At 64.8% G+C, this 24124-nt stretch carries 23 protein-coding genes and 1 pseudogene; 13 read left to right on the top strand and 11 right to left on the bottom strand.

Annotation, left to right across the window (positions count from 1 at the left end; translation table 11 throughout):
* Positions 1–72: 72 nt before the first annotated feature.
* Together CH268_RS19305 and CH268_RS19300 are read left to right on the top strand one after the other, a co-directional pair.
* The gene (locus CH268_RS19305) at positions 73–750 is read left to right on the top strand and encodes a GOLPH3/VPS74 family protein (RefSeq protein ID WP_094665607.1); all 678 of its coding nucleotides are present in this window, start codon (positions 73–75) and stop codon (positions 748–750) included.
* A gap of 8 nt (positions 751–758) precedes the next feature.
* Positions 759–1361 carry a DJ-1/PfpI family protein gene (locus tag CH268_RS19300; protein WP_027498452.1) on the top strand — a complete coding sequence of 201 codons (603 nt, stop codon included), beginning with the start codon at positions 759–761 and terminating at the stop codon, positions 1359–1361.
* On the opposite strand, the gene CH268_RS19295 is transcribed toward CH268_RS19300, so the two are convergent.
* On the bottom strand, positions 1341–1688 hold the full coding sequence (locus tag CH268_RS19295; protein ID WP_094665606.1) for a DoxX family protein: 348 nt from the start codon (positions 1686–1688) through the stop codon (positions 1341–1343). The two genes, CH268_RS19300 and CH268_RS19295, sit on opposite strands and share 21 nt — an antisense overlap.
* Positions 1689–1767: 79 nt before the next feature.
* On the opposite strand from CH268_RS19295, the gene CH268_RS19290 reads away from it, so the two are divergent.
* On the top strand, positions 1768–2097 hold the full coding sequence (locus CH268_RS19290) for a winged helix-turn-helix transcriptional regulator (RefSeq protein ID WP_094665604.1): 330 nt from the start codon (positions 1768–1770) through the stop codon (positions 2095–2097).
* Positions 2098–2146: 49 nt separating this feature from the next.
* On the opposite strand, the gene CH268_RS19285 is transcribed toward CH268_RS19290, so the two are convergent.
* Complete coding sequence (locus tag CH268_RS19285; protein ID WP_094665602.1) at positions 2147–4012, bottom strand: BCCT family transporter; 1866 nt, start codon at positions 4010–4012, stop codon at positions 2147–2149.
* Positions 4013–4277: 265 nt separating this feature from the next.
* On the opposite strand from CH268_RS19285, the gene CH268_RS19280 reads away from it, so the two are divergent.
* A complete protein-coding gene (locus CH268_RS19280; RefSeq protein WP_094665600.1) occupies positions 4278–5195 on the top strand; it encodes a serine/threonine-protein kinase in 918 nt (305 codons plus the stop codon).
* A gap of 65 nt (positions 5196–5260) precedes the next feature.
* On the opposite strand, the gene CH268_RS19275 is transcribed toward CH268_RS19280, so the two are convergent.
* Positions 5261–6742, bottom strand: a complete 1482-nt coding sequence (locus tag CH268_RS19275; RefSeq protein WP_027498447.1) for an amino acid permease — start codon at positions 6740–6742, stop codon at positions 5261–5263.
* Between the two features lie 405 nt (positions 6743–7147).
* On the opposite strand from CH268_RS19275, the gene groL reads away from it, so the two are divergent.
* On the top strand, positions 7148–8773 hold the full coding sequence (gene groL / locus CH268_RS19270; RefSeq protein ID WP_008713461.1) for a chaperonin GroEL: 1626 nt from the start codon (positions 7148–7150) through the stop codon (positions 8771–8773).
* Between the two features lie 66 nt (positions 8774–8839).
* On the opposite strand, the pseudogene CH268_RS19265 reads toward groL, so the two are convergent.
* Positions 8840–9191 (bottom strand): annotated as a pseudogene (locus CH268_RS19265) (VOC family protein).
* A 92-nt stretch (positions 9192–9283) separates the two neighbouring features.
* On the opposite strand from CH268_RS19265, the gene CH268_RS19260 reads away from it, so the two are divergent.
* Together CH268_RS19260 and CH268_RS19255 are read left to right on the top strand one after the other, a co-directional pair.
* Complete coding sequence (locus CH268_RS19260) at positions 9284–10072, top strand: RsiV family protein (RefSeq protein ID WP_094665707.1); 789 nt, start codon at positions 9284–9286, stop codon at positions 10070–10072.
* Between the two features lie 30 nt (positions 10073–10102).
* A complete protein-coding gene (locus tag CH268_RS19255; protein WP_094665598.1) occupies positions 10103–11005 on the top strand; it encodes an alpha/beta fold hydrolase in 903 nt (300 codons plus the stop codon).
* Here CH268_RS19255 and CH268_RS19250 read toward each other — a convergent pair.
* From CH268_RS19250 to CH268_RS19235, 4 genes are read right to left on the bottom strand one after another with little or no spacing between them, the layout of a single operon-like run.
* Positions 11002–11325 (bottom strand): putative quinol monooxygenase, encoded by a 324-nt coding sequence (locus CH268_RS19250; RefSeq protein ID WP_094665596.1) that lies wholly within the window; start codon positions 11323–11325, stop codon positions 11002–11004. The two genes, CH268_RS19255 and CH268_RS19250, sit on opposite strands and share 4 nt — an antisense overlap.
* A gap of 46 nt (positions 11326–11371) precedes the next feature.
* Entirely contained in the window at positions 11372–12397 is a 1026-nt protein-coding gene (locus CH268_RS19245) for an NAD(P)-dependent alcohol dehydrogenase (RefSeq protein WP_027498442.1), read from the bottom strand.
* Positions 12398–12402: 5 nt separating this feature from the next.
* A complete protein-coding gene (locus CH268_RS19240) occupies positions 12403–13182 on the bottom strand; it encodes an iron-sulfur cluster assembly protein (protein WP_080731069.1) in 780 nt (259 codons plus the stop codon).
* A gap of 1 nt (position 13183) precedes the next feature.
* Entirely contained in the window at positions 13184–14227 is a 1044-nt protein-coding gene (locus CH268_RS19235; RefSeq protein ID WP_094665706.1) for an amidohydrolase family protein, read from the bottom strand.
* 150 nt (positions 14228–14377) lie between these two features.
* On the opposite strand from CH268_RS19235, the gene CH268_RS19230 reads away from it, so the two are divergent.
* Together CH268_RS19230 and ligD are read left to right on the top strand one after the other, a co-directional pair.
* Positions 14378–15844 (top strand): helix-turn-helix domain-containing protein, encoded by a 1467-nt coding sequence (locus CH268_RS19230; RefSeq protein ID WP_051365423.1) that lies wholly within the window; start codon positions 14378–14380, stop codon positions 15842–15844.
* A 72-nt stretch (positions 15845–15916) separates the two neighbouring features.
* Positions 15917–16864: a non-homologous end-joining DNA ligase gene (ligD, locus tag CH268_RS19225; protein WP_094665594.1), complete on the top strand. Its 948-nt coding sequence runs from the start codon at positions 15917–15919 to the stop codon at positions 16862–16864.
* Positions 16865–16932: 68 nt separating this feature from the next.
* On the opposite strand, the gene argG is transcribed toward ligD, so the two are convergent.
* Entirely contained in the window at positions 16933–18348 is a 1416-nt protein-coding gene (gene argG, locus CH268_RS19220; protein ID WP_032373710.1) for an argininosuccinate synthase, read from the bottom strand.
* A 22-nt stretch (positions 18349–18370) separates the two neighbouring features.
* Positions 18371–19075 (bottom strand): FadR/GntR family transcriptional regulator, encoded by a 705-nt coding sequence (locus CH268_RS19215; RefSeq protein WP_094665592.1) that lies wholly within the window; start codon positions 19073–19075, stop codon positions 18371–18373.
* A 102-nt stretch (positions 19076–19177) separates the two neighbouring features.
* On the opposite strand from CH268_RS19215, the gene aspA reads away from it, so the two are divergent.
* From aspA to CH268_RS19195, 4 genes are read left to right on the top strand one after another with little or no spacing between them, the layout of a single operon-like run.
* Entirely contained in the window at positions 19178–20617 is a 1440-nt protein-coding gene (gene aspA, locus CH268_RS19210; RefSeq protein ID WP_027498436.1) for an aspartate ammonia-lyase, read from the top strand.
* Positions 20618–20621: 4 nt separating this feature from the next.
* Entirely contained in the window at positions 20622–22055 is a 1434-nt protein-coding gene (locus CH268_RS19205; protein ID WP_032390644.1) for an amino acid permease, read from the top strand.
* Positions 22048–22968, top strand: a complete 921-nt coding sequence (locus CH268_RS19200) for an asparaginase (RefSeq protein ID WP_094643896.1) — start codon at positions 22048–22050, stop codon at positions 22966–22968. Before CH268_RS19205 ends, CH268_RS19200 begins: the two co-directional genes overlap by 8 nt.
* A 58-nt stretch (positions 22969–23026) precedes the next feature.
* On the top strand, positions 23027–23347 hold the full coding sequence (locus tag CH268_RS19195; protein ID WP_032373712.1) for a hypothetical protein: 321 nt from the start codon (positions 23027–23029) through the stop codon (positions 23345–23347).
* Here the strand turns inward: CH268_RS19195 and CH268_RS19190 are convergent.
* Positions 23312–24118 carry an MOSC domain-containing protein gene (locus tag CH268_RS19190; protein WP_094665705.1) on the bottom strand — a complete coding sequence of 269 codons (807 nt, stop codon included), beginning with the start codon at positions 24116–24118 and terminating at the stop codon, positions 23312–23314. The two genes, CH268_RS19195 and CH268_RS19190, sit on opposite strands and share 36 nt — an antisense overlap.
* Positions 24119–24124: the final 6 nt, after the last annotated feature.

Below are 24124 nucleotides of genomic sequence, written 5' to 3'. Positions count from 1 at the left end.
GGCCGACTGAACAGTCGATTTCGCGCGGATGAACACCGCAAATCGAGTGCGCACTGTGGGTAATCTCGCAGCATGACCTTGATTGCGGAGGACCTGCTGCTGTTGTTGCTCGACGACGAATCGGGCAAGCCATCGGCCGATTCCACCAAGTTGCCCCGTGTTCTCGCGGGTGCGCTGGTCGTCGAGCTCGCCCTGGGCGGGTCGCTCCGCATCACCTGTCCCGGTGAGCAGACCAAGAAGGACCACGTCGTCGTCGCGGGAGATCCGCCCGCGGACCCGTTGCTGCGCCGGGTGTTCGATCTGGTGGCAACGGCGTCGCGGTCGATGAAGCCGCAGAAGGTGATCGAAAAGTCGCAGAAGAATCTGGCGAAGGAACTGGCTGCGCGTCTGGTCGCGCAGGGCTTCGTCACCGAGAAGCAGGACAAGGTCTGGGGGCTTTTCCCGACGACGACGTGGCCGGCTCGCGACACCTCGCGGGAGAAGGTGCTGCGGGATGCACTGCGGAGTGCTCTCGTCGACGGCACGACGCCGACGCCGCATTCGGCTGCTCTGATCTCACTGATCTCGGCAGTCGATCTGACGCACAAGGTCATCGTCGATGCCGACAAGAAGGTGCTGAAGACGAGGGCCAAGCAGATCGCCGAGGGTGAGTGGGCGGGTGCAGCTGTCCGCAAAGCGGTCTCGGACGTCAATGCCGCGGTGACGGCAGCGATCATGGTGCCCGTCATCGTTTCGACCACGAGCAGCTGAGGGCGAAAATGAGAAGTATTGCGATTCTGTTGTTCGACGACGTCGAGGTGCTCGATGCCTGCGGGCCGTTCGAGGTGTTCTCGGTGGCCAATCGGGTGGCACAACGTGCCGGTAGCGCGGTGCCTTTCGACGTGACGCTCGTCGGGCTCGACGACGCAGCGGTACGCGCGCGAGGTGGGATGAGGATCGGCGTCGACACCACGATCGACGATCCACGGACCTACGACCTCGTCCTGGTTCCCGGCGGTGTCGTCGACGCGGTCGAAGCGGACGGCCGAGTGCTTCAGTGGCTGCAGCGACTTCGACCCACCGCAGAAGTTGTCGCATCGGTGTGCACCGGTGCTTTCGTTCTCGCCGCGGCGGGCCTGCTCGATTCGCGTCCGGTCACCACGCACTGGGAGGACCTCGACCTGTTGCGCACCCGCTGGCCCGCGCTGGCCGTGCATGAGGGAGTTCGATACATCGACCACGGTGATTTGGCGACGTCGGCCGGTATCAGTGCAGGCCTGGACCTTGCGCTGCATCTGGTCGCGCGGTGGACGAGCGCCGATCAGGCTCTCGCCACCGCGGGCCAGATGGACTACGACTGGTCAGGCGCTGAGCACCCGTAGGACCAGGGCAACGACGGCGAACACGGCCAGGCCTGCCGCCGGACCGAATTCCTTGTCCTTGATGCGCAGGTGCGCGACGACTGCTCCGACGAAGTACGCGATGACGCCGATGGCTGCCGCGACCCCGATCGGCCATGCGAACAGGCCGACGAGCAGGCCGATGGCACCGAGAATCTCCGCGTAGGCCAGCCGCGGAATCTTGTCGGCGGGCACGCCCACCTGCTCGAGCATCGGGACGACGGAGGGGTTGCGCGTCAACTTCCCGACGGCGGAGAACGTGAGTGCCACGGCCAGCAGCACCGACACGACGACTGTTGCGATGAACATGAGCCCTGCTTTCATTTCTGAGGCCACTAGTGAAACAGAAGTGGCAAGGCAGACAGTAGCACTTCGGTACGGTGGGGTCATGGCCGCGAACGAACCCACTCACGAACCTCGTGCCTGCGACGGAGCTCTGACCAAAGCGTTCGGCTTCCTCGGCAAGCGATGGAACGGAATTCTGCTGGCCACCCTGATGAACGGGTCGATGGGATTTGCGGACCTACGCCGGGCCGTCGGTGGCATCAGCGATTCGGTCCTGTCCGAGCGGCTCGGAGAGCTCGGCAAAGCCGGCCTGGTCCAGCGAACAGTGGACCATGGACCGCCGCTCTCGGTGCAGTACAGCCTGACGCCGTCCGGAGCGGCGCTGCTGCCGTCACTGCAAGCACTGACCGACTGGGCTTCGAAAAACCTCTGACCCCCGCGAACGTGTCGCGAGGGCCAGAGATCGGTGGGTGAGAAGGTGTTCAGTCGCCGTTCTTGACGTTCTGGCCTTCGGCCGAATCTGCGAACTCCTGGGTGTCGAACACTTCGCCGCCCAGGGGATCGACCGGTGCGTTGTCACCGGAGTACTCGACCGCACCCGTCTCGGGGTGAATTTCGAGTTGTTCGGTGGGCACCTCGTGCACCGCCAGCACGACGCTGCCGTCCGTGCGCGGCGGCGTCACCCCTTCCCGGGACGGTGCCAAGCCGGAGAACGTCGACGAAATCCCGGCACTCACTCGCTTGCGTGCCGCCGGTGACACCGGTGCGGTCTCCGGCTCGTCCTCCCCGACATCGGGTGTCGCGGTGACGCGCAAGTACCGCGGGGTGGTGGCGACGTCGTAGCGGAAGGCCTTGAGCATCGACACGCATGCCAGCACCAACACGATCGAGAACGGTACTGCCGTGGCTATCGACATCGTCTGCAGGGCAGTCAGAGAACTGGTTCCTCCGATCAGCAGCAGCACAGCCGCAGCCACGCCCTGCAGGACGGCCCAGTACACCCGCGTGATCTTCGGGGTTTCCAGCTCGCCGCCGGTCGCGAGGATGTCGATCACCAGCGAGCCGGAGTCCGAGGACGTCACGAAGAAGAACACGATCACAGCAATGGCGATGACGCTGGTCAACGCCGCAATCGGCAGACCGTCGAGCACCTGGAACAGACTGGTGTTGGTGTTCACGGCCCCTTCGGCGTCGAGCAGATCGCCGTCGTTTCGTTGCCGCAGAATGCCCGTGTCACCGAAGATCGTGAACCACAGCGAACCGACGATGGTCGGTGCCAGGAGTACGCCGAAGACGAATTCACGGATGGTGCGACCGCGAGAGATGCGGGCGATGAACATGCCGACGAAGGGTGCCCAGCTCATCCACCAGCCCCAGTAGAAGATGGTCCAGCCGCCGGCCCAACCGTCGTCGGAGAACGGAGAGGTGCGCAGCGCCAACTCGGGCAGGGCCTGGACGTAACCGCCGAGATTCTGCACCCAGGACTGCATCAGGAACAGCGTCGGGCCGAGGAGCAGCACGAACAGGGCGAGCGCAGCTGCCAGACCCATGTTGATGTTGGACAGCCACTTGAGGCCCTTGGACACTCCACTGACCACCGAGAAGGTGGCGATGCCGGTGATGGCGGCGATGAGCAGGATGACGAACCAGTTGGTGGTCTCCACCCAGCCGAGGTACTCCAGCCCCGCGGAGATCTGCTGCACACCGAATCCGAGCGAGGTCGCCACACCGAACAGGGTGCCGACGATGGCGACCGTATCGATGGTGTGCCCGATTGCACCCTCGATGCGCTTGCGGCCCAGCAGTGGCTCGAGCAGCCAACGCACGGTCAGCGGGCGACCCTTGCGGTAGGTCATGTACGCCATACCGAGGCCGACGACCACGTAGATGGCCCATGCGTGCAGACCCCAGTGGAAGAGCGTGAGCTCCATCGCCTGGCGTGCGGACGCGTCGGTGCTGCCGGGGATGCCTCCGGCCTCGGGTGGTGTCACGTAGTGCGAGAGGGGCTCGGCGACGCCGTAGAACACCAGGCCGATTCCCATGCCGGCGCTGAAGAGCATCGCGAACCAGGACAGGACGCCGAACTCCGGCTTCTCGTCGTCTCGGCCCAGACGAATGTTGCCGACCCTACTGAGGCCGCAGTACAGCGCGAACAGTACGAAGCCGGTCGCGGCGAGGATGTACCACCAGCCGACGCCGGACGTGATCGCCTTGTTGAGTGTGTCGAACGAATCCGCCGCGGTGCTCGAATAGACCACGGAGAAGGCGATCATGACGAAGATGATGATGGACGCGGGCACGAAGACCGGTTTGAGCAGTCCTCCCCACGCTTCCTTCACAGCTTTCATTTACTTGACTTCCTTTGAACTCGAGTCACGGTGATCGGCTGACCACTATCGGTATGCCGCTATATTTCTCTTGTTTCGGTCAAGTACCGGTAAACACCATAAGCGACATCGGCGCTGGTGGCGAAACTGCCGCACGCCCCGGCGGCACCACCGAGTCGCCGGAATGTGCCCCGCGGACTACAGTTCTGTCGATGCTGCGGCTTCGTCCGATCGTCCCTCTCGTGAGCCTGTGGGCTGTGAGTGAGGCTGCGCAGCAGGTGATTCCATGACGCCCGGCCAGCTGCAGCCGGGTGCGGAGTTCGCCGGCTTCCGGGTGCAGCGTCGCCTCGGGGTCGGCGGCATGAGTGAGGTGTACCTCGTACTCGGCCGGGGACACGATCGGCTCGAAGCTCTGAAGATCCTCGACCACGACGCCTCGCGCTCGCCGCGACTGCGCACCAAATTTCGGACCGAGGCCACGGTGGCCGAGCTGCTGGTGCATCCGAACATCGTGTCGGTGCACGAACACGGTGAATTCGAGGGCCAGTTGTGGATGTCGATGCACTACGTCGACGGGTACAGCGCGGCGCGGTTGGTCGCTCGCGGTCAGATCCCTCTCGACGTCTCCCGTGTGGCGCGCATCGTCGCCGAGGTGGCCAAGGGCCTCGACTATGCCCACTCGAACGGCGTCCTGCACCGCGACGTCAAGCCGTCGAACATCCTCATCTCCACCGAGCGAGTAGACGGGTACGAGCAAGTGTTGTTGTCCGACTGGGGAATTGCGCGTCTGGTCGACGACTCGACGCCGCTGGTCGTCGGCGGAACTGTACTGGCGTCCATCCACTACGCGGCACCGGAACTGCTTCGCGGGGGAGTGCTGAGCGCGCAGACCGACGTCTACGCATTGGGGGCGACGCTGGTCGAATTGCTGACCGGGCGAACGCCGTACCCGTTGGCCACGCCGCTCGCGATCACCGCCGCACATCTGTCGGCCGAACCGCCTGCGGTGACGAGGCGTCGGCGATCACTGCCGCGGGGTCTCGACGCGGTGGTCGCACGCGCGTTGGCCAAGGACCCGGCGGATCGATTCCAGACCTGCGTGGAGCTTGCCGATGCCGTGGCTGCTGCTGTTTCTGCCGGAGTGCCGGAGCCGCCGGCGCGACGCTCACCGTTCACCCGCTCGCGATGGCTCAGGTTTTCTTGACTCCATGAGCAGGGCCCCGCATCGGGTCGATGCGGGGCCCTGGCTCGAGAGGGGGTTGGGAAGGGTCACTCCTCCGGTTCGGTCGGACGGTTGGCCACCACCGGGTACTGGCCGGTGTAGCCCATTCGTTCTTCGGCCACCGAGAGCACCTTGGTGCGCACCAGGAACCAGCCGCCGATCAGTGCGGGGATGATGACGACGAGGGTCGCGATGGTCCACGAGCCGATCGGGGCATCGAAGGCCATCAGGACCAGCACGCCGAACAGGAACACCAGCGTCGCGTAGCTCGTGTACGGCGCACCGAACAGTCGGAACTTGGGCCGCTTCAGGATGCCCTTCTTGGACCAGCGGTACAGCTGAATCTGGCACAGCACGATGGTCGCCCAGCTGGCGATGATGCCCAGTGCGGACATGTTGAGCACGATCTCGAACGCCTCGCCGGGGGCGATGGCGTTGAGGGCGACACCGAACAGGGTGATGAAGCAGGTCAGCAGAATGCCGCCGAACGGTACTCCGCCCTTGGTCATCTTCTTGGTGAATTCCGGTGCGCTGCCGTTCATCGCCATCGACCGCAGAATTCGGCCGGTCGAGTAGAGACCGGCGTTGAGGCTGGACAGCGCCGCGGTGAGCACCACGATGTTCATGATGGTGCCCGCGCCGCCGAGGCCGATGCTCGAGAAGAACGTCACGAACGGCGAGGTACCGGCCTGATATGCGGTGTACGGCAACAGTAGTGCGAGCAGTACCAGCGAGCCGACGTAGAACAGTGCGATACGGGCGATGACCGAGTTGATCGCCCGCGGCATGATCTTCTCCGGGTTCTCGGTCTCACCGGCCGCGGTACCCACCAGTTCCACTGCGGCATAAGCGAACACGACGCCCGAGATGACGATGACCAGGGGCCACGCGCCGGACGGGAACAGGCCGCCGTTGTCGGTGATCAGGCTGATTCCGGGCATCTCGGAACCGACGGGGATGCGGCCGGCCAGGAAGACGATGCCGACGATCAAGAAGGTCACCAGCGCGATGACCTTGATCATGGCCGCCCAGAACTCCATTTCACCGAACCACTTGACCGACACCAGGTTCAGGCTCATCACCAGAACCAGTGCGACCAGCGCGATGGCCCACTGCGGAATCACCTCGAAACTTCCCCAGTAATGCATGTAGGTCGCGATGGCCGTGACGTCGACGATGGCCGTCATCGCCCAGTTGAGGAAGTACATCCACCCGGCGACGAATGCGGCCTTCTCGCCGAAGAACTCGCGAGCGTACGAGACGAAGCTGCCCGACGACGGGCGGTGCAACACCAATTCGCCGAGGGCACGGAGAATGAAGAAGACGAAAATTCCACAGAGGGCGTAGGCGAGGAACAGGCCGGGGCCGGCACTGGCGAGGCGTCCGCCCGCGCCGAGGAACAGGCCGGTGCCGATTGCGCCACCGATCGCGATCATCTGCAACTGTCGAGGTTTGAGGCCCTTGTGGTAGCCCTCTTCCTCGTGGTCCATCGCCGAGTTGTCGTACGAAGTGTCGACCGTATCGGACATGTTCGATCCTCACTTGTCGCATTTGCGGGGTTTTGTCCGAATTTTTCGGCGTCGAAGCCGTTGTCACCCAACGGTATTGGCGTCGAGGGTCCACCGCACAGTATTCCGATGTAAACAATGCGTACGGGTGTGAACAGTGTGTGACAAATATCGGCTCGGCTGAGCATTTGCTCGGAACCTTCGTGGCGCGGTGGCGTCGAGCATGGGGGTGCGGGGGTTCGCCGACGGCATACGACCTTGCACTCGCCATGGGCGAGTGCTAGAAATGCAGTTGGCACTCTCGACACGTGAGTGCCAGGTCGGGACACGGTGAGGCCGGGGAATCAACGACACCCCTGGTCGTCCGTCGCGGGCACCGAGCTCGGCCAGCAATGTGTCACCCCCAATCCGGAGGATCACTTCGCAATGGCCAAGATCATCGCGTTCGACGAAGAGGCACGCCGTGGCCTCGAGCGAGGCCTCAATGCCCTCGCCGACGCAGTAAAGGTGACGTTGGGCCCCAAGGGTCGCAACGTCGTACTCGAGAAGAAGTGGGGAGCTCCCACGATCACCAACGATGGTGTTTCCATCGCCAAGGAGATCGAGCTCGAAGATCCCTACGAGAAGATCGGTGCCGAGCTCGTCAAGGAGGTCGCCAAGAAGACCGACGACGTCGCAGGCGACGGCACCACCACCGCTACCGTTCTCGCCCAGGCACTCGTCCGTGAAGGCCTGCGCAACGTCGCAGCCGGCGCGAACCCGCTCGGCCTCAAGCGCGGCATCGAGAAGGCTGTTGCAGCCGTCACCGAGTCGCTGCTCGCGTCCGCCAAGGAGATCGACACCAAGGAGCAGATCGCTGCTACCGCTGGCATCTCCGCAGGCGACCCGTCCATCGGCGAGCTCATCGCCGAGGCCATGGACAAGGTCGGCAAGGAAGGCGTCATCACGGTCGAGGAGTCCAACACCTTCGGCCTGCAGCTCGAGCTCACCGAGGGCATGCGCTTCGACAAGGGCTACATCTCGGCGTACTTCGCCACCGATGCAGAGCGTCAGGAAGCCGTCCTCGAAGACGCGTACATCCTGCTCGTCAGCTCCAAGATCAGCACCGTCAAGGACCTGCTGCCGCTGCTGGAGAAGGTCATCCAGTCCGGCAAGCCGCTCGTCATCATCGCCGAGGACGTCGAGGGCGAAGCTCTCTCCACCCTCGTGGTGAACAAGATCCGTGGCACCTTCAAGTCCGTCGCCGTCAAGGCACCCGGATTCGGTGACCGCCGCAAGGCGCAGCTCGCCGACATCGCCATCCTCACCGGCGGCGAGGTCATCAGCGAAGAGGTCGGCCTCTCCCTGGAGACCGCCGGACTCGAGCTGCTCGGTCAGGCACGCAAGGTCGTCATCACCAAGGACGAGACCACCATCGTCGAGGGCTCGGGAGATTCCGACGCCATCGCCGGTCGCGTCAACCAGATCCGCGCCGAGATCGAGAACTCCGATTCCGATTACGACCGCGAGAAGCTGCAGGAGCGCCTGGCCAAGCTGGCCGGTGGCGTTGCAGTCATCAAGGCCGGAGCGGCAACCGAGGTCGAGCTCAAGGAGCGCAAGCACCGCATCGAAGATGCAGTGCGTAACGCCAAGGCAGCCGTCGAAGAAGGCATCGTCGCCGGTGGCGGCGTGGCACTGCTCCAGGCAGCGCCCGCACTCGACAACCTCAAGCTCGACGGTGACGAGGCAACCGGCGTGAACATCGTTCGCGTCGCACTGTCCGCCCCGCTCAAGCAGATCGCATTCAACGCAGGCCTCGAGCCCGGCGTCGTTGCGGACAAGGTCTCCAACCTGCCCGCAGGTCACGGCCTCAACGCCGCGACCAACGAGTACGAGGACCTGCTCGCTGCAGGCATCAACGACCCGGTCAAGGTCACCCGCTCGGCGCTGCAGAACGCAGCGTCCATCGCGGCTCTGTTCCTCACCACCGAGGCCGTCGTCGCCGACAAGCCCGAGAAGGCCGGAGCGCCCGCTGGCGATCCGACCGGTGGCATGGGCGGCATGGACTTCTGAGTCCAGCCCCTCGCTGAAAAAGCCCGACTCCCTTTCGAGGGGGTCGGGCTTTTTCGTGTGCTGTAGTCAGTCCTGGTGATACGCGATGTTGACGACGTTGCCGTCGGGAGCGCGAACGAAGAAGCGGCGCACACCCCACGGCTCGGTCGTCAATGGGTGCACGATCTCGTAGCCCAGTTTCAGCGCTTCGGCGTACGCGCCGTCGACATCGTCGGTGTGCACCGACATCACCGAATCCTCGGGTGCGCTCCGATCGCTCGTCCAGCTGAACGCTCACCGGGCGATCGGGTGACGACAGCCGCGCGACCCACCCCATATCGAACTCCTCGGATTTCAGACCGAGGAACTCGGTGTAGAACGATTTGGCCTCGTCGACGTCCGGAACCCGCAGATTGGTGATGATGCTCGTCGTTTTCATCGAACTCCCTTTCCGAACGTGGGCCGGTCGGAGACCCGGGAGGTTCGACGCTAGCAGCGGAGTTGTCGGCTGTTCGGTGGTTAGTGTGGGGCATGACGCGAATCCGCTCGATGACGGTCGCACTCGCTCTGGCAGCGGCCCTCGCGGGCTGCTCCACCTCCGGAACTGCCACGCCCGTATCGGCACCGACCACAACCGATGTCACCGCCACCACCGAGCGCGCCGAGCCGACGTCTACAACGCCAACCACTACCTCGAGTGCCGCCGAGCCGTACGTCGTCGGCAGTACGCGCATCACCGGATCGACAGCGCGTGCGACCTACGATGTCGCGATTCCACAGCTGAGCGGCGGCAATCCGGCCGTGACAGCGGAGTTCAACGAGTCGATGCGCGCGGCGTTGCAGGACCAGATCGACCGCGATTACGGGAACGACTTCGCTCTCAGCGACGGCTACTCGACGGGTACGACCTATGTCGGGCGGCGGGTGATCAGTGCCGAACAGATCACCGATTGGATCGCCGTACCGCCCGGAGCGCACGGTAATTCACTGCTTGCGACCGTGACGATCGACGCCGATACCGCACAGCCGATCACTCTCGGTGATGCCTTCACCGACCTCGATGTCGGTCTGTCTCGACTGTCCGATCGAGCAGCGGCAATTCTCCCGTCCACCCGCGCGGGCGCGAGCTTCGAGCGCTCGGGCATCGAGCCGACGGTGGCCAACTTCGGCAACTGGACGGCATCGCCGGAAGGTATGAACATTCACTTCGGTGACTACCAGGTGGGGGCCTATGGCATCGGCCTCGTCACGATCACAATCCCCTGGACCGACCTCTCAAATGTTCTCGCTCCCGGCATGCAGGACGTGTTGAGCAGCTGACCCTCAGCCCGGCAATGCGAGCATGGACCCATGATGATTCGCGCAGGGGTGCTGGAGGTTGCGTACGAACGCGTCGGTGATCCGTCGGGTCGATCGGTAGTGCTGATGCACGGGTTTCCGTACGACCCGCGCAGTTACGACGACGTCGCCAGGCTGCTCGCTCAGTCCGGCTACGACGTGGTGGTGCCCTACCTGCGCGGCTTCGGACCGACTCGCTTCGTCGACGCCGACACGATGCGCTCGGGTGAACAGGCTGCGATCGGCCACGATCTTCGCGAGCTGATCCTCGCCCTGGAGCTGAACGACCCCATCGTCGCCGGCTACGACTGGGGTGGCCGAGCGGCGTGCGTCGTCGCCGCGCTGTGGCCGGAATTGGTGTCCGGTCTGGTGAGCGTGTCCGGGTACCTCGTGCAGGACATCGAGGCGGCGGTGTCCACGCCCGTGCTGCCGCACCTCGAGAAGCGGTATTGGTATCAGTACTACCTGCACTCCGAGCGCGGCCGGGCCGGGCTCGCGGCCTACCGCGCCGAGATCGCGCAGACACTGTGGACGGATTGGTCGCCGACATGGAGGTTCGGGGACTCCGAATTCGCGGCCACCGCGCCCTCGTTCGACAACCCCGATTTCGTGGATGTGTCCGTGCATTCCTATCGGCACCGATACGGCATCGAGGCGGGGGACGTCGCTTGCGCCGCGACGCAGGAGTTGCTCACACGGCAACCGGCGATCACGGTGCCCACGGTCGTGATCGATCCGACCGAGGACACCGTCGCCTCGTTGTACGGCCGCACAGACCACACGGCGCACTTCACCGATCTGATCGATGTTCGTCAGGTCGAGTGCGGCCACAACCCGCCCCAGGAGTTGCCGGGGCAGTTCGCCGACGCCATCATGACACTCGGCCAGGTGATCCGGGATCGCGAAAGGACCTAGTCGACCGCGAGCTCGCCCAGTTCGTTCCAGTCGGTGCCGTCGACCTCTTGACTGATGATTTTCGGGGTCTCCTGCAGGTACGGCGGGAGATCCTTCTGGGCCTGCTTGAAGTGATCCGAATTCACATGGGCGGCACCGGCATCCGGATCCTTGAACGCTTCCACGAGGACGTATTCGGTGGGGTCGTCGAGGGTGCGCGACCAGAAGTACCAGAGGCATCCATCCTCGGCCTGGCAGGCTTCGGTGAAATCGCGCGAGATCTCGGGCCAGTTGTCGGCGTGCTCGGGCTTCACCTTGAACTTGGCGGTGATGAAGATCAACGTTGCTCCCTGTGGTTGTAGTGACGAATCTGGGTTATACCCGATTTCACGGTACGAGAATCGCGCGGCCGCGAACCCGACCGTTGTCGAGGTCGTCGATGGCACTCTGAAAGTCGTCCAAGGCGTACGTCTGCGTGTGCAGGTTGACGGCACCACGGGCGGCGAGGGACATCAGATCGCACAGGTCGTTGTAGGACCCGACGAGATTGCCGACGATGTTCTTCTCCGCCGACACCAGGTCGATGGTCGGGACGTCGACGTTCTCGCCGTACCCGATGACGTGATAGTCGCCGGCCCGCCTCGTCATGGCCAATCCCTCTGCCGTGGAACCGTTCTCACCGACGAAGTCGAGTACCACCTCGGCTCCGAAGCCGCCGGTGAGTTCCATGACCTGATCGACCTGACTGCCGTCGGCGACCACCGCGTGATCGGCCCCCAAGGTGAGCGCCAGTTTCACGGCGTCGGCATTGCGGTCGATGACGATCAGCTCTGCGGGGGAGAGTGCCTCGAGTACCTGAATGCCGATGTGGCCGAGGCCGCCTGCTCCGATGACGACGCACTTGTCGCGGGGAGTCAGACGCCGGGCCGCCTTCGCGGCCGCGTGATATGCCGTCAGGCCGGCATCGGCAAGTGCAGCGACTGCGGACGGTTCGAGTGAATCATCGATCTTGACGACGGTTCGCGCATTGGTCCGCAGATAGTCGGCGTATCCACCGTTGGTGTCGATACCCGGGAAATCGCTCGTCTCGCAGTGGACGTCGTCGCCCGAGCGGCACGCCCGGCACAACCCGCACGTGACGAGTGGATGCAGAATCACCTTGTCGCCCTCGCGGACGTTGGTGACGGCCGAGCCGACGGCGTGGACCCACCCGGCGTTCTCATGGCCGATCGTGTAAGGCAGTGTGACGCCGGATTTCTCGGCCCACTGGCCTTCGAGAATGTGCAGATCGGTACGGCACACGCCGGCACCGCCGATCCTGACGATGACGTCGAGTGGGCCCTGTACTTCCGGAATCGGAACCTCGGTCATCTCCAGATTCTTGTGATATCCGACGACCTGGACGGCGCGCATCGAACTCATGAAACATGCTCCTGTGTAGTGCGGAGGGGGACAGTGAGAGTGGTGAGAGGAACGAACGCGCCCTCTTCGCGGGGGACTTGCTGTTCCTCTGCGCCGGGGTAGCGGGTCTGCAGCAATCCGCGGCAGAAGTGCGCATTACCGTCGATCGAGACGCGGGTGGCGCGGGCGCGTCGCATCACCATCGTCAGGTCGCCGGTGTGCGGGCGACCCGCATGATCTACTAGTGCCGGTGCGGCCGGATCGGTCCGCAGGCCGAGAGCCTCGCGTCGGCGAAGCAGCGCGGTCGAGGTGCGATCATCCGGTAGATCTCCGAGAACCACTGCGGCCAAGTCGTTCTCGGTCGAGTCGGGATTGGCGCGCAACCACGCCATGAGCGACCGTTCCATCGCCGCCACGTACGCCTTGCGACGGAACGTCGCGCGTAGTTCGTCGAGATCCTCCTCGGCCTCGTGTCCGAAGGTGCCGCGGTAGCCGGCGTCGGCGGCGAGGCCGGCATTGATCTTGTCCGAGTCGTGGTGATCGTCGAGTTCGACGAGAACGTGCTCGGTCCACGGCAACGCCGTCAACACGTCCTTGGAGTCTCCCGCCATCAAATACGCGAAATTCGGTGAGCAGAACGACGTGGGCAGTCGAAGATGAACGTGCACTGTGCCGTCATCGACCTCGAGGGATCGCACGAACCCGAGATCGGTGATGGGCTCGTCCAATTCGGGATCCAGGACGACGCCGAGCGCGGTGTACGCCTCGTCCTTCCTGGTGGTCACAGCAGTCGTCACGTCACACCGCCGCAAGGTCGGCGCGTTCGGGCTGACGCGGTCCGGTCTCGGTTTCGTTCGCGTCGGGCAGCTGCAGCTCGGCGGGCACCGGGATGTCGTACAGCTTGGCGGCGTTCAGTCCGAGCACCTTCTTCTTCTGTTCGAGTGTGATCGGTGCGTATTCGTCGAGGGACTCGTGGATCTGGAAGTCGACGAATCCTTCGACCAACCACTTGGGCGTCCACAGTGCGTAATCGGAGGAGAAGAAGATGCGGTCCTCGCCGAGCCAGTAGAGCAGCTCGCCCATGATCTGACCGAAGTACTTCGGGCGCGTGTGCATGAACGGGATGGCGACCGCGAGGCCGGCATACACGTTGGGTTCCTGGGTGGCGATCCAGCAGAAGTCTTCGAGTCGTGGCAGTCCGCAATGCTCCACGACGAAGTTCAGATCGGTGAAGTCGGTGGCCACGTGGTCGACGTCCGCTACGTCGAATGCATCGCGATCGAGCGGACGAATGGTCGGTCCCTTGTGTACGTGGATGTTCTTGATACCGACCTCGCGGCACACCTCGAGGTAGCGCCGCGTCCAGTCGTCGTCGAGCTTGTAGCCGCGAGAATCGCCGTGCCACTCGGCGGTGTACAGCTTGACGCCTTTCAATCCGAAGCGTTCTGCATCTGCACGCAGCTGATCGAGGCCACGTTCGCCGTTGCGCGGGTCGAAGTGATGGTTGTAGGTCAGCTTGTCCGGGTGAGCCGCCGCGAGCGCGGATGCCTCCTCGGTCTGCCCGAAGCCGGATTTGTAGAACTCGCCGAGGTGAGCGGGCTGGAAGATGGCGTGATCGACGTATCCGATATCGAACAGGTCGTGCATCAGCCGCTCGCCGCCCTGGTAGAGGTACTCGTCGTACGTCCACAGCTCGCTCTCGGGAGAAAGGTTGCGGTGGTAGTCGTAGAAGCAGTCGATGAACTGCTTGCCGTGGATATTGCGTTGGTTCTCCTGCCGCGCATCCCAGAGTGCGACGTGGGCGTCCACGATGAAGTAGTTTTCGCCGTTCTTGCTGTACATGGCTGACCTCCAGAGACTGTGCGTGACGTCTGTCACAAGCGATCTGTCGATGACGGTAGGCGCGGCGGGAGCTCGGCGACGTGGCGTGATGTCTCAATTCGAGACGCTGGTTTCGGATCCATGGCGACCAGCGAATGTAACCTGAATCACATGGCAGATCCCGAGGGTCTCGTGCGGGCCCGCTTGCACTCGGAGCCCCTCGCTGCCGTGTCGCATCGGTTGCTCGCATCGTGGCACCGAAGCCAGGAATTCGGAGTGCCACTCGAAGACGTCGTACCCGCATTTTCGGGCACCTACGACGGCGAATCGCTGTTCTACCGATGTGGGCGCGAGGTGCTCGACGGACTACGCGATACGTTGGCGAACGAGCCGGTGTCGATGATGCTGACCGACGCCGACGGTCTGGTGCTCGATCGAGTGAGCGCGGACCGCGAGCTGTTGGCCGCGCTCGACCGTGTGCATCTGGCCCCCGGCTTCTCGTACGGCGAGAACCAGGCGGGCACCAACGGCCTCGCCCTCGCGCTCGCCGATCGAATTCCGGCAGTGGTGCGCGCCTCGGAGCACTACTCGCTCTCGCTCACCGGGTACACCTGCGCCGCGGCGCCGGTGCTGAACCCGATGACGGGCACCGTGGAGGGCTGCGTCAACCTGACCACGTGGTCGGAGTCGTCGACGGATCTGCTGCTGGCCCTTGCTCAGTCGGCGGCAGGGAACACCGCGGCGATGATGCTCGCGCGAGCGCAGGGACAGCACGCGCGTCCGGCACCACGTGGGACGGTCTTTCGTGTCGAAGCGTCATCGGGTCGGCCGGGCGCGGGCAGCGTCCCGACGCTGTCGACGCGGTGGAATCAGGCTCTCGCGTCCTCCGAAACAGCTCTGAGCCAACATGATTCGGTCCTGCTGGTGGGAGAACCGGGAACCGGACGTGCCACGATTCTGGCCCGAGCGCTCCGTACCATCCGCCCACGGGGTCGAATTCTGAGTGCCGGAGTTCCGGCGGCGCGCGACGTCGACGCCTGGCTGGATCTGTGGACGCCCGAGCTGCCCAAGCCGGACACCGCCGTGATCGTCCGCGACGTGGACCGGCTGCCGGCGCGAGGGGCGGACGCGTTGGCGGAACTGATCTCTCGCGTCGGTGACGGCGTGCCCGTCACCCTGACGGCCTCCGATTACGACGCTGTTCCCGCTGCCCTGGCGCAGTTGGTGCGTTCGGTCGTCGAGGTCCCGCCGCTGCGCGATCGGCCCGAGGACATCGCTCCGCTCGCTCGGCATCTGGCATTGCGGGCGCGTGGACGCGAGGTCAGCCTGACCGGCGACGCCGAACGAGCCCTCGTCGGATATTCGTGGCCGGGAAACGTCACCGAGCTGGCGACGGTGATGCACGAGGCGGCGGTCCGCGCCGACGTCGTCGGCGTCAATCACTTGCCGCCCGAGGTGCTTTCGCGGACCACGCAACGTCTGACACGAATCGAGACGTTCGAACGCGACGAGATGATTCGAGTGCTCAGCCGGCCCGGCATCACGATGAATCAGGCGGGCGAGGAACTGGGAATGAGTCGAGCCACGATCTACCGCAAGCGAGACCGCTACGGCATCACGCTGCGTTCCCACACGTAGCTTCGGTGAGCCTGCGAGAAAATCTCCGACTTCCGAGCGCGCGCGGCCGCGGGTACATCTAGTGTCGCTGGTATGGCATCTCCGGCAATAGAACTCGAGGTGGGCACGCGCACGGTGCGCATTTCCAACCCCGATCGGGTGTATTTCCCCGAGAGCGGTGCCACGAAGCTGGACCTGGTGAACTACTACCTCAGCGTCGGCGACGGCATCGTCCGCGCGTTGCGGGAACGGCCGTGCATGATGCATCGCTTCCCCAAAGGCCTCGCCGGTGAGAAAGTGCACCAGAAGCGGGTGCCGCACGGAGCCCCGCCGTGGTTGGAGACCGTCGAGGTGACGTTCCCCCGCTACAACCGCACCGCGGACGAGCTGTGCGTGACCGAATTGGCGCACGTCGCGTGGGCGGTGCAGATGTCGACGGTGGAGTTCCATCCGTGGAACTCGCGCCGCGCCGACGTCGAGATGCCCGACGAATGGCGCATCGACCTCGATCCGATGCCCGACTGCCCCTTCGATCGGGTCCAACGCGTCGCCGGTGTCGTGCAGGACGTGCTCGGTGACCTCGGCGCAGTCGGCTGGCCCAAGACCTCGGGCGGTCACGGTCTGCACATCTACGTTCGCATCGACCCCGCGCACGGCTTCAAGGACTTACGAAGGGCTGCACTGGCATTCGCGCGGGAGGTGGAGCGCCGCGCACCCGAGGACGTGACGACGACGTGGTGGCGCAAGGATCGAGACCCGTCGAAGTTGTTCGTCGATTACAACCAGAATGCCCGCGACCACACGATCGCCAGCGCGTATTCGGTGCGGGGAAACCCGAAAGCGACTGTGTCGACACCCATTTCGTGGGCCGAGGTACCCGACGTCGATCCACGCGAGTTCACGATCTTCACCGTACCGGCCAGATACGCCGAACTGGGCGACCTACATGCGGGTATCGACGACGCGGTGTTCGCAATCGACGAGCTACTCGAATGGGCGGAACGCGACGAGCATCAGGGCCTGACGGAGCCCGAGGAGTAGCCGAACTCGAAGTTATGGACGGAAATCGGCAGAAATCCGTCCATAACTTCGAGTTCGGCAGCCAGAAGTCAGTCGGTGCCGGACTCGATTGCGGCGTGGTCGAGGGCTGCGGAGTCCACGGAGTTCTCGGCGCTGCTGGCGGCGATGGCGTCGGCTCCACCGGGGGCGAGTTCGCCGATCAGGTCGCCCCAGGCGGTCAGCTGATCCTGGGCGGCGTACTGCTCGAGTTTGCTGCGCGAGTCCGCGATGTCGAGGTTGCGCATGGTCAACTGGCCGATGCGGTCGCCGGGGAAGAAGGCCTGCCCCTGGCTGCGTTCCATCGACAGTTTCTCGGGGTGGTAGCTGAAGTTGCTGCCCTGGGTGTCGACGATGGTGAAGTCCTGACCGCGGCGCAGGCGAACCGTCACGCTGCCGGTCACGACGTTGCCGACCCAGCGCTGCAGGCCCTCGCGCAGCATGAGCGCCTGCGGATCGAACCAACGGCCCTCGTAGAGCAGGCGTCCGAGGCGGCGGCCCTCGTTGTGGTACGAGGCGATGGTGTCCTCGTTGTGGACGGCGTTGACCAGCCGCTCGTACGTGATGTGCAGCAGTGCCATGCCCGGGGCCTCGTAGATGCCGCGACTCTTGGCCTCGATGATCCGGTTCTCGATCTGGTCGGACATGCCGAGTCCGTGGCGGCCGCCGATGGCGTTGGCTTCCATCACCAGGTCGACGGCACTGTCGAAGGACTTGCCGTTGATCCGAACGGGACGGCCACGCTCGAAGTCGACGGTGACGTCCTCGGCTGCGATCTCGACCTCGGGGTCCCAGAAGCGGACACCCATGATGGGCGAGACGATCTCGAGGGATGTGTCGAGGTATTCGAGACGCTTCGCCTCATGGGTGGCACCCCAGATGTTGGCGTCGGTGGAGTACGCCTTCTCGGCCGAGTCACGGTAGGGGAGGGTGCGCTGGGTGAGCCACTGCGACATCTCGTGCCTGCCGCCGAGCTCGGCGACGAATGCCTCGTCGAGCCACGGCTTGTAGATGCGCAACTCGGGGTTGGCGAGCAGGCCGTAGCGGTAGAACCGCTCGATGTCGTTGCCCTTGTACGTCGAGCCGTCGCCCCAGATCGAGACGCCGTCCTCCTGCATCGCGCGCACCAGCAGCGTGCCGGTCACCGCGCGGCCGAGGGGAGTGGTGTTGAAGTACGTCTGCAGCGACGATCGGATGTGGAACGCGCCGCAGGTCAGTGCCGCGAGGCCTTCCTCGACCAGCGGTTCGCGGCAGTCGATCAGCCGGGCCTGCTCGGCGCCGTACGCAAGGCCGCGGGCGGGTACGTCGGACAGATCCGGCTCGTCGTACTGGCCGATGTCGGCGGTGTAGGCAAACGGGATCGCGCCGTGCTCGCGCATCCACGCCACGGCCACCGAGGTGTCGAGACCACCGGAGAATGCAATGCCGATTCGTTCACCGACCGGGAGGGAGTTCAATACCTTCGTCACGGCCCGCAGCTTAGTCGTACGGTCAGCTGGGCCGATCGGCGAGCGACTCCACTGCACCACGGACGGCATCGAGGTGGGCGGTCATGGCGCGGGCTGCTGCGTCGTACTCGCCGGATCGGATGCCGGCGACGATGGCGTCGTGTTCGACGTTGGACTGCTGCTGCCGGTGCGCGACGAGGTTCAACGTTTCGGACTGCCGCGTCAAGGCGTCCCGGATGTCGACGACGATCGACTCGAACACGCGGTTTCTGCTGGCCCGCGCGATGGCGGTGTGGAACTGCGCGTCCAACAGGACCCAGGCCTCGTGGTCGTCCTCGGAACGCATCTCGTCGGCGAGGCCGGAGAGCACCGCCAACTCGTCGTCGGTGCGTCGTTCGGCCGCCCACCCGGCTGCGGGTACCTCGACGTGGGGTCGGGCCTCCATGAGTTCGCGGGCCTCGTAATTGCCGATGTCGAGGTCGCCACCCACTCGATCACGGACGACGAAGGTGCCGAGGCCCGTCTTGGTTTCGGTCAGACCGAGCGCGTGGCACGAGCGCAGAGCCTCGCGGATGACGGAACGACTGACGCTGTGTCTGGCGGCCAGCGCCGCCTCGGACGGGAGCTTCTGCCCGACGGGGAGCTTTCCCGACGAGATCGCGGCACGCAGGTCGGCGAAGACTGCCTCGGCGGCGCTCATGCGGGCATTGGTGGGCGCACTGACTGCCCAGCTGTCCGACAGGTTCATGCAGTGATCCTATCCCGGGGTTGACCGGCGAGGTGTTCTACGCCACACTCTACCTGTCAGACAGCCGGACAGCTGGACACCCCTTGAAGGAGCGCACCCACCGTGGCCGATACCCGCATCGAGAAAGACCTTCTCGGCGAACGCGAGATTCCGATGACCGTCTACTGGGGAATCCATACCCTGCGCGCGCTGGAGAACTTTCCCATCACGGGGCGGCCGATCTCCACCAACGCCCACCTCGTCCGCGGGCTCGCAGCCGTGAAGTGGGCGGCCGCGGCGGCCAATCAGGACCTCGGAATACTCGACGCCACCCGCGGGGAAGCGATCCGGGCAGCGTGCCAGGAAATTCTCGACGGCCAGTGGCACGAACAGTTCGTCGTCGACGTCATTCAGGGTGGCGCGGGGACGTCGACCAACATGAACGCCAACGAGGTCATCGCCAATCGTGCCCTGGAAATCCTCGGCCACGCGCACGGTGACTACTCGATGCTGCACCCCAACGAGCATGTGAACGCCTCGCAGTCCACCAACGACGTGTATCCGACGTCGGTGAACATCGCGACCATCTTCGCGGTGCACGAGCTGATCGCATCGATGAAGGTCCTGCGAGATTCGTTCTCCCGCAAAGCAAGCGAGTTCGCCACCGTCGTCAAGATGGGCCGCACCCAGCTGCAGGACGCGGTGCCGATGACACTCGGCCAGGAGTTCGGCACCTACGCGATCATGATCGACGAGGACTGCTCACGGCTCGAGGAAGCCGCGTTGCTGGTGCACGAGATCAACCTCGGGGCCACGGCCATCGGCACCGGGCTCAATGCTCCTGCCGGATACACCGAATCGGCCGTCGCGCACCTGCGCACCATCACCGGCCTGCCGTTGGTCACCGCAACGGACCTCATCGAGGCAACGCAGGACGTCGGTCAGTTCGTGCATCTGTCGGGTGTGCTCAAGCGCGTCGCAGTGAAACTGTCGAAGATCTGCAACGACCTTCGGCTGCTGTCCTCCGGGCCGCGCGCGGGCTTCAACGAGATCAATCTGCCTCCGATGCAGGCGGGTTCGTCGATCATGCCCGGCAAGGTCAACCCCGTCATTCCCGAGGTTCTCAATCAGGTTGCCTACGAGGTGATCGGCCACGACGTCACCATAACGATGGCCGCCGAGGCAGGGCAGTTGCAGCTCAACGCTTTCGAGCCGATCATCGTCAAATCCCTGTCCGACGGTATGGCGCATCTGAGTGCGGCCTGCCGGACCGTCGCGCATCGGTGCGTAGACGGCATCACCGCGAACGTCGATCTGCTGCGTGAGCGGGTGGAGAACTCGATCGGTCTGGTCACCGCGCTCAGCCCGTACCTCGGGTACGTGGAGTCGACGGCCATTGCGCAGGAAGCGCTGGTCACCGGTCGCAATGTCGTCGACCTGGTGCTCGAGAAGGGCCTGCTGGCGCGAGAAGAGCTGGATCGATTGCTGAGCCCCGAGCATCTCGCGAACCTGCGGGTGGCTCCCACCGAGCATTCCGTTGCTCCCGAGACGTCGACGAGGTAATGCGATGAGCACCGAGAACCCGATCCAGAAGCAGGCCTTCCGCGAGGAGGAGCTGGGGTATCGAAAAGAGCTGGCTCCGCGCCAGATTCAGATGATCGCCATCGGCGGCGCGATCGGCACCGGCCTGTTCATGGGTGCCGGTGGAAGACTGCGTGACGCCGGACCCGCGTTGGTTCTGGTCTACGCACTGTGCGGCTTCTTCGCATTCCTGATCCTGCGCGCGCTGGGTGAGCTGGTGATGCACCGCCCGTCGTCCGGATCGTTCGTCTCGTACTCCCGCGAGTTCTTCGGTGAGAAGGTCGCGTTCGCAGCCGGGTGGTTGTACTGGATGAACTGGGCGATGACGGCCGTCGTGGACGTGACGGCAGTGGCGCTGTACATGAACTTCTTCAAGAAGTACTGGGCACCACTGGGCAACGTCGATCAATGGGTGTTCGCGCTGGCCGGACTGGTGTTGGTTCTGGGTCTGAACCTGGTGTCGGTCAAGGTGTTCGGTGAGCTCGAATTCTGGTTCGCACTCATCAAGGTCGTGGCCCTGGTGACGTTCCTCGCGATCGGCACCTACTACGTCATCTTCGGCACCCCCATCGACGGCCAGGCTCCGGGTCTGAGCGTCCTCACCGACAACGGCGGTCTCATCCCCAATGGACTGCTTCCGGCGATCGTCGTGATCCAGGGCGTCGTATTCGCCTATGCCTCCATCGAATTGGTCGGTACCGCCGCCGGAGAGACGCAGAACCCCGAGAAGGTCATCCCCAAGGCGATCAACACCGTCATCGTCCGCATCGTCGTCTTCTACGTCGGCTCGGTGCTGCTGCTCTCGCTGTTGCTGCCGTACACCGCGTATCAGGCCGGGGAGAGCCCGTTCGTCACGTTCTTCGGAGCGATCGACGTCGAGGGTGCCGACGCGATCATGAACCTCGTCGTGCTCACCGCAGCGCTGTCGTCTCTCAACGCCGGGCTGTACTCCACCGGTCGCATCCTGCATTCGATGGCGGTCGCCGGTTCGGCACCGAAATTCGCGGCCCGCATGAACAAGCAAGGAGTTCCGTACGGCGGCATCGCGCTGACGTCGGTGGTGACGCTGCTCGGGGTCGTCCTCAACGCAGTCGTCCCGGCGCAGGCGTTCGAAATTGTGCTGAACCTCGCTGCGCTCGGCATCATCAGCGCGTGGGCCGTCATCGTGGCGTGCCAGCTCAAGTTCTGGTCTCTGTCCAGGACCGGCGCGGTCACCCGGCCTGCGTTCCGGTTGTTCGGTGCGCCGTACACCGGCTACGCAACGCTAGGCTTTCTGGCGTGTGTACTGGTACTGATGGCCTTCGACAAACCCGTCGGTACGTGGACCGTCGCGTCCATCCTGCTCATCGCGCCGATGCTGATCGCCGGATGGTACATGTGCCGCAACAGAATTCGAGAGGTAGCCGCCCGTAATGACTGAGGAGTGGAGCCTGCCGGAACGACCCGACAGTGCTGAGTTCGTCGCGTTGTTGACCACCGGTGGGACGATCGCCAGCAGTCGCGACGAGCACGGGGTTTCTCGGCCGGTCGCAGGCGTGGGCGTCGACATGGACGGCGTGGTGGTGCGCGAGGTGATGTCGAAGGACAGCTCCGCCCTGGACCTCGCCGATCTCGACGCCATTCGCACTGCCGTGGTCGACGCGTTGGCCGAGGACGGCTGCGCCGGAGTGGTGGTGTTGCACGGCACCGACACCATGGAGGAGTCGGCGTTGTACGTCGACCTGTTCCACGACGACGCGCGTGCGGTGGTGTTCACCGGGGCCCAACGCACCGCCGATCATCCGGACCCGGACGGCCCCGGCAACATCGCCGCCGCGGTGACGGCGGCGCGGTCCGAGCAGGGGGTGCTGATCGCGTTCGGCGGACGAGTACTGCCGGCCCGCGGGGCGATCAAGAAGCACACTTCCGAACTCGACGCCTTTCGGTCGGCAGCAGTGCCGAGGCCGGACCCGCTGCGGTGGCAGCCCGTCGCGGGAGTGCGCGTGGACGTCGTGGCCCTGTACCCGGGCGCGGACGGGGTGCAGATCGATGCCTGTCGCGAAGCCGGGGCGTCGGGCATCGTGCTCGAGGCGTTGGGCTCGGGTAACACCAACGCTCTGGTGGTGCACGCGGTGAAAGAGGCCGTTGCTGCTGGGCTGCACGTGGTCGTCACGACGCGGGTGCCGTTCGGTGAGACCTCGCCGACGTACGGCGGCGGAGGCGGCGGCCACGATCTGCTCGACGCCGGTGCGGTCTTCTCCCGCGAACTCCGGGCCGGACAGGCGCGCATCCAGTTGGCGGCGCTGGTCGCCACTGGAGCTACTGACGTGGTCGTCCACAATTCGTTCGCCTAGGCGGGATCCCGCCTACGGAGGCGAACAGTGGACACTCAGCGCACCAGGGAGGCGTGACGTGAGCACGATCGAGATCGAATTCGCTCCACATTGGGTGAACGCGTCCTTGGTGCGCACGCTGGCGCGGCCGTTCGTGACGATCGACGGCGTGGAGCATCGCCAGTCGTGGTCGGAACCGTCGACCTACGAGCTGGCACCGGGTGGCCACGAGCTCACCGCATTCATCCGCTATCGCGGCACGACATCGGCACTCGGCATCGGACGGCGACGCGTCGAACTCGGTGCAGAACAGCATCTTCGGCTGCGAGCTCGAAACGGGTGGGCGAACCACATGCCGTTCGAGTTACAGCTCCGATTCGCCCCAGGTCTCGACGCGTAGTTCGTCCCCGACCGAGATGGTTCCTTCCTCGATCACCGAGAATTTCGAACCGAAGGCGACGCCCTTCTGCCGGGCCCGGCGGTAGGTGCCGAGAGTGCGCAGAGGTTCGGGTCCGGTGCGAACACCGGTGCTCTGCTCCACCGTGGTGACGGCGCAGCGGATCGCCAGCTTCGTGTACGTCAATCGTGCGTCGCCGATCGAGATGTCGCGCACTTCGTCCTCGACATGAGCGTCCTGCGAGCCGTCGACGACGATGTTGGGCCGAAATCGGTCGATCGGCAGCGGGGCGTCGAGGCGGGAGTTCAGACCGGCCAGTGTGGCGGTCGAGAGGATGTGGACGGCGGCGCTGTCGGCGAAATGGGCCGAGCCGGGGCGGATTCCGTCGGTGACGCGGCCGTGATCGCGGGGCGCGGCGACGAGGCGTGAGGGCTCGCCGATGACGTCGGTGAGCCAGGCGGCGATGTCGTCGCCCTGGTCGATGCCCCGCAGCGGCGTGCCGAACATCGTGACCTCGCGGTCCGCGGAATCACGATCGACGACGGCGGTGACGCTCCCTGCGCTCTCGTGGCGCAGTGTCAGTGAGCCGTTTTCCACCGAGCAGCGAACGACGGCCAGTACGGGATCGGTGCGTTGGCTGCGGAACGAGCCGTCCGCGTCGACGATCATGAACGCTCGGTCGTGTTCGAGACCGGCTGTGCTCACCCGGGTCGAGTCCAGTGCCGTACCGGCACATCCTTTGACGGGATAGGTCACCAAAGACGACACGCGCACCCGTCG

Source organism: Rhodococcus sp. 06-1460-1B, from assembly GCF_002258475.1.
In the GTDB taxonomy this organism is placed as follows: domain Bacteria; phylum Actinomycetota; class Actinomycetes; order Mycobacteriales; family Mycobacteriaceae; genus Rhodococcoides; species Rhodococcoides fascians.
The sequence above is the reverse complement of the archived record's forward strand: the minus strand, read 5'-3'. Positions and strand labels throughout refer to the sequence as shown.

Excerpts from the sequence above, each read along its gene's own strand:
- CH268_RS19305 (WP_094665607.1), top strand. The coding sequence starts at position 73 with ATGACCTTGATTGCGGAGGACCTGCTGCTGTTGTTGCTCGACGACGAA.
- CH268_RS19300 (WP_027498452.1), top strand. The coding sequence starts at position 759 with ATGAGAAGTATTGCGATTCTGTTGTTCGACGACGTCGAGGTGCTCGAT.
- CH268_RS19295 (WP_094665606.1), bottom strand. The coding sequence starts at position 1,688 with ATGTTCATCGCAACAGTCGTCGTGTCGGTGCTGCTGGCCGTGGCACTC.
- CH268_RS19290 (WP_094665604.1), top strand. The coding sequence starts at position 1,768 with ATGGCCGCGAACGAACCCACTCACGAACCTCGTGCCTGCGACGGAGCT.
- CH268_RS19285 (WP_094665602.1), bottom strand. The coding sequence starts at position 4,012 with ATGAAAGCTGTGAAGGAAGCGTGGGGAGGACTGCTCAAACCGGTCTTC.
- CH268_RS19280 (WP_094665600.1), top strand. The coding sequence starts at position 4,278 with ATGACGCCCGGCCAGCTGCAGCCGGGTGCGGAGTTCGCCGGCTTCCGG.
- CH268_RS19275 (WP_027498447.1), bottom strand. The coding sequence starts at position 6,742 with ATGTCCGATACGGTCGACACTTCGTACGACAACTCGGCGATGGACCAC.
- groL (WP_008713461.1), top strand. The coding sequence starts at position 7,148 with ATGGCCAAGATCATCGCGTTCGACGAAGAGGCACGCCGTGGCCTCGAG.
- CH268_RS19260 (WP_094665707.1), top strand. The coding sequence starts at position 9,284 with ATGACGCGAATCCGCTCGATGACGGTCGCACTCGCTCTGGCAGCGGCC.
- CH268_RS19255 (WP_094665598.1), top strand. The coding sequence starts at position 10,103 with ATGATGATTCGCGCAGGGGTGCTGGAGGTTGCGTACGAACGCGTCGGT.
- CH268_RS19245 (WP_027498442.1), bottom strand. The coding sequence starts at position 12,397 with ATGCGCGCCGTCCAGGTCGTCGGATATCACAAGAATCTGGAGATGACC.
- CH268_RS19235 (WP_094665706.1), bottom strand. The coding sequence starts at position 14,227 with ATGTACAGCAAGAACGGCGAAAACTACTTCATCGTGGACGCCCACGTC.
- CH268_RS19230 (WP_051365423.1), top strand. The coding sequence starts at position 14,378 with ATGGCAGATCCCGAGGGTCTCGTGCGGGCCCGCTTGCACTCGGAGCCC.
- ligD (WP_094665594.1), top strand. The coding sequence starts at position 15,917 with ATGGCATCTCCGGCAATAGAACTCGAGGTGGGCACGCGCACGGTGCGC.
- CH268_RS19215 (WP_094665592.1), bottom strand. The coding sequence starts at position 19,075 with ATGAACCTGTCGGACAGCTGGGCAGTCAGTGCGCCCACCAATGCCCGC.
- CH268_RS19205 (WP_032390644.1), top strand. The coding sequence starts at position 20,622 with ATGAGCACCGAGAACCCGATCCAGAAGCAGGCCTTCCGCGAGGAGGAG.
- CH268_RS19200 (WP_094643896.1), top strand. The coding sequence starts at position 22,048 with ATGACTGAGGAGTGGAGCCTGCCGGAACGACCCGACAGTGCTGAGTTC.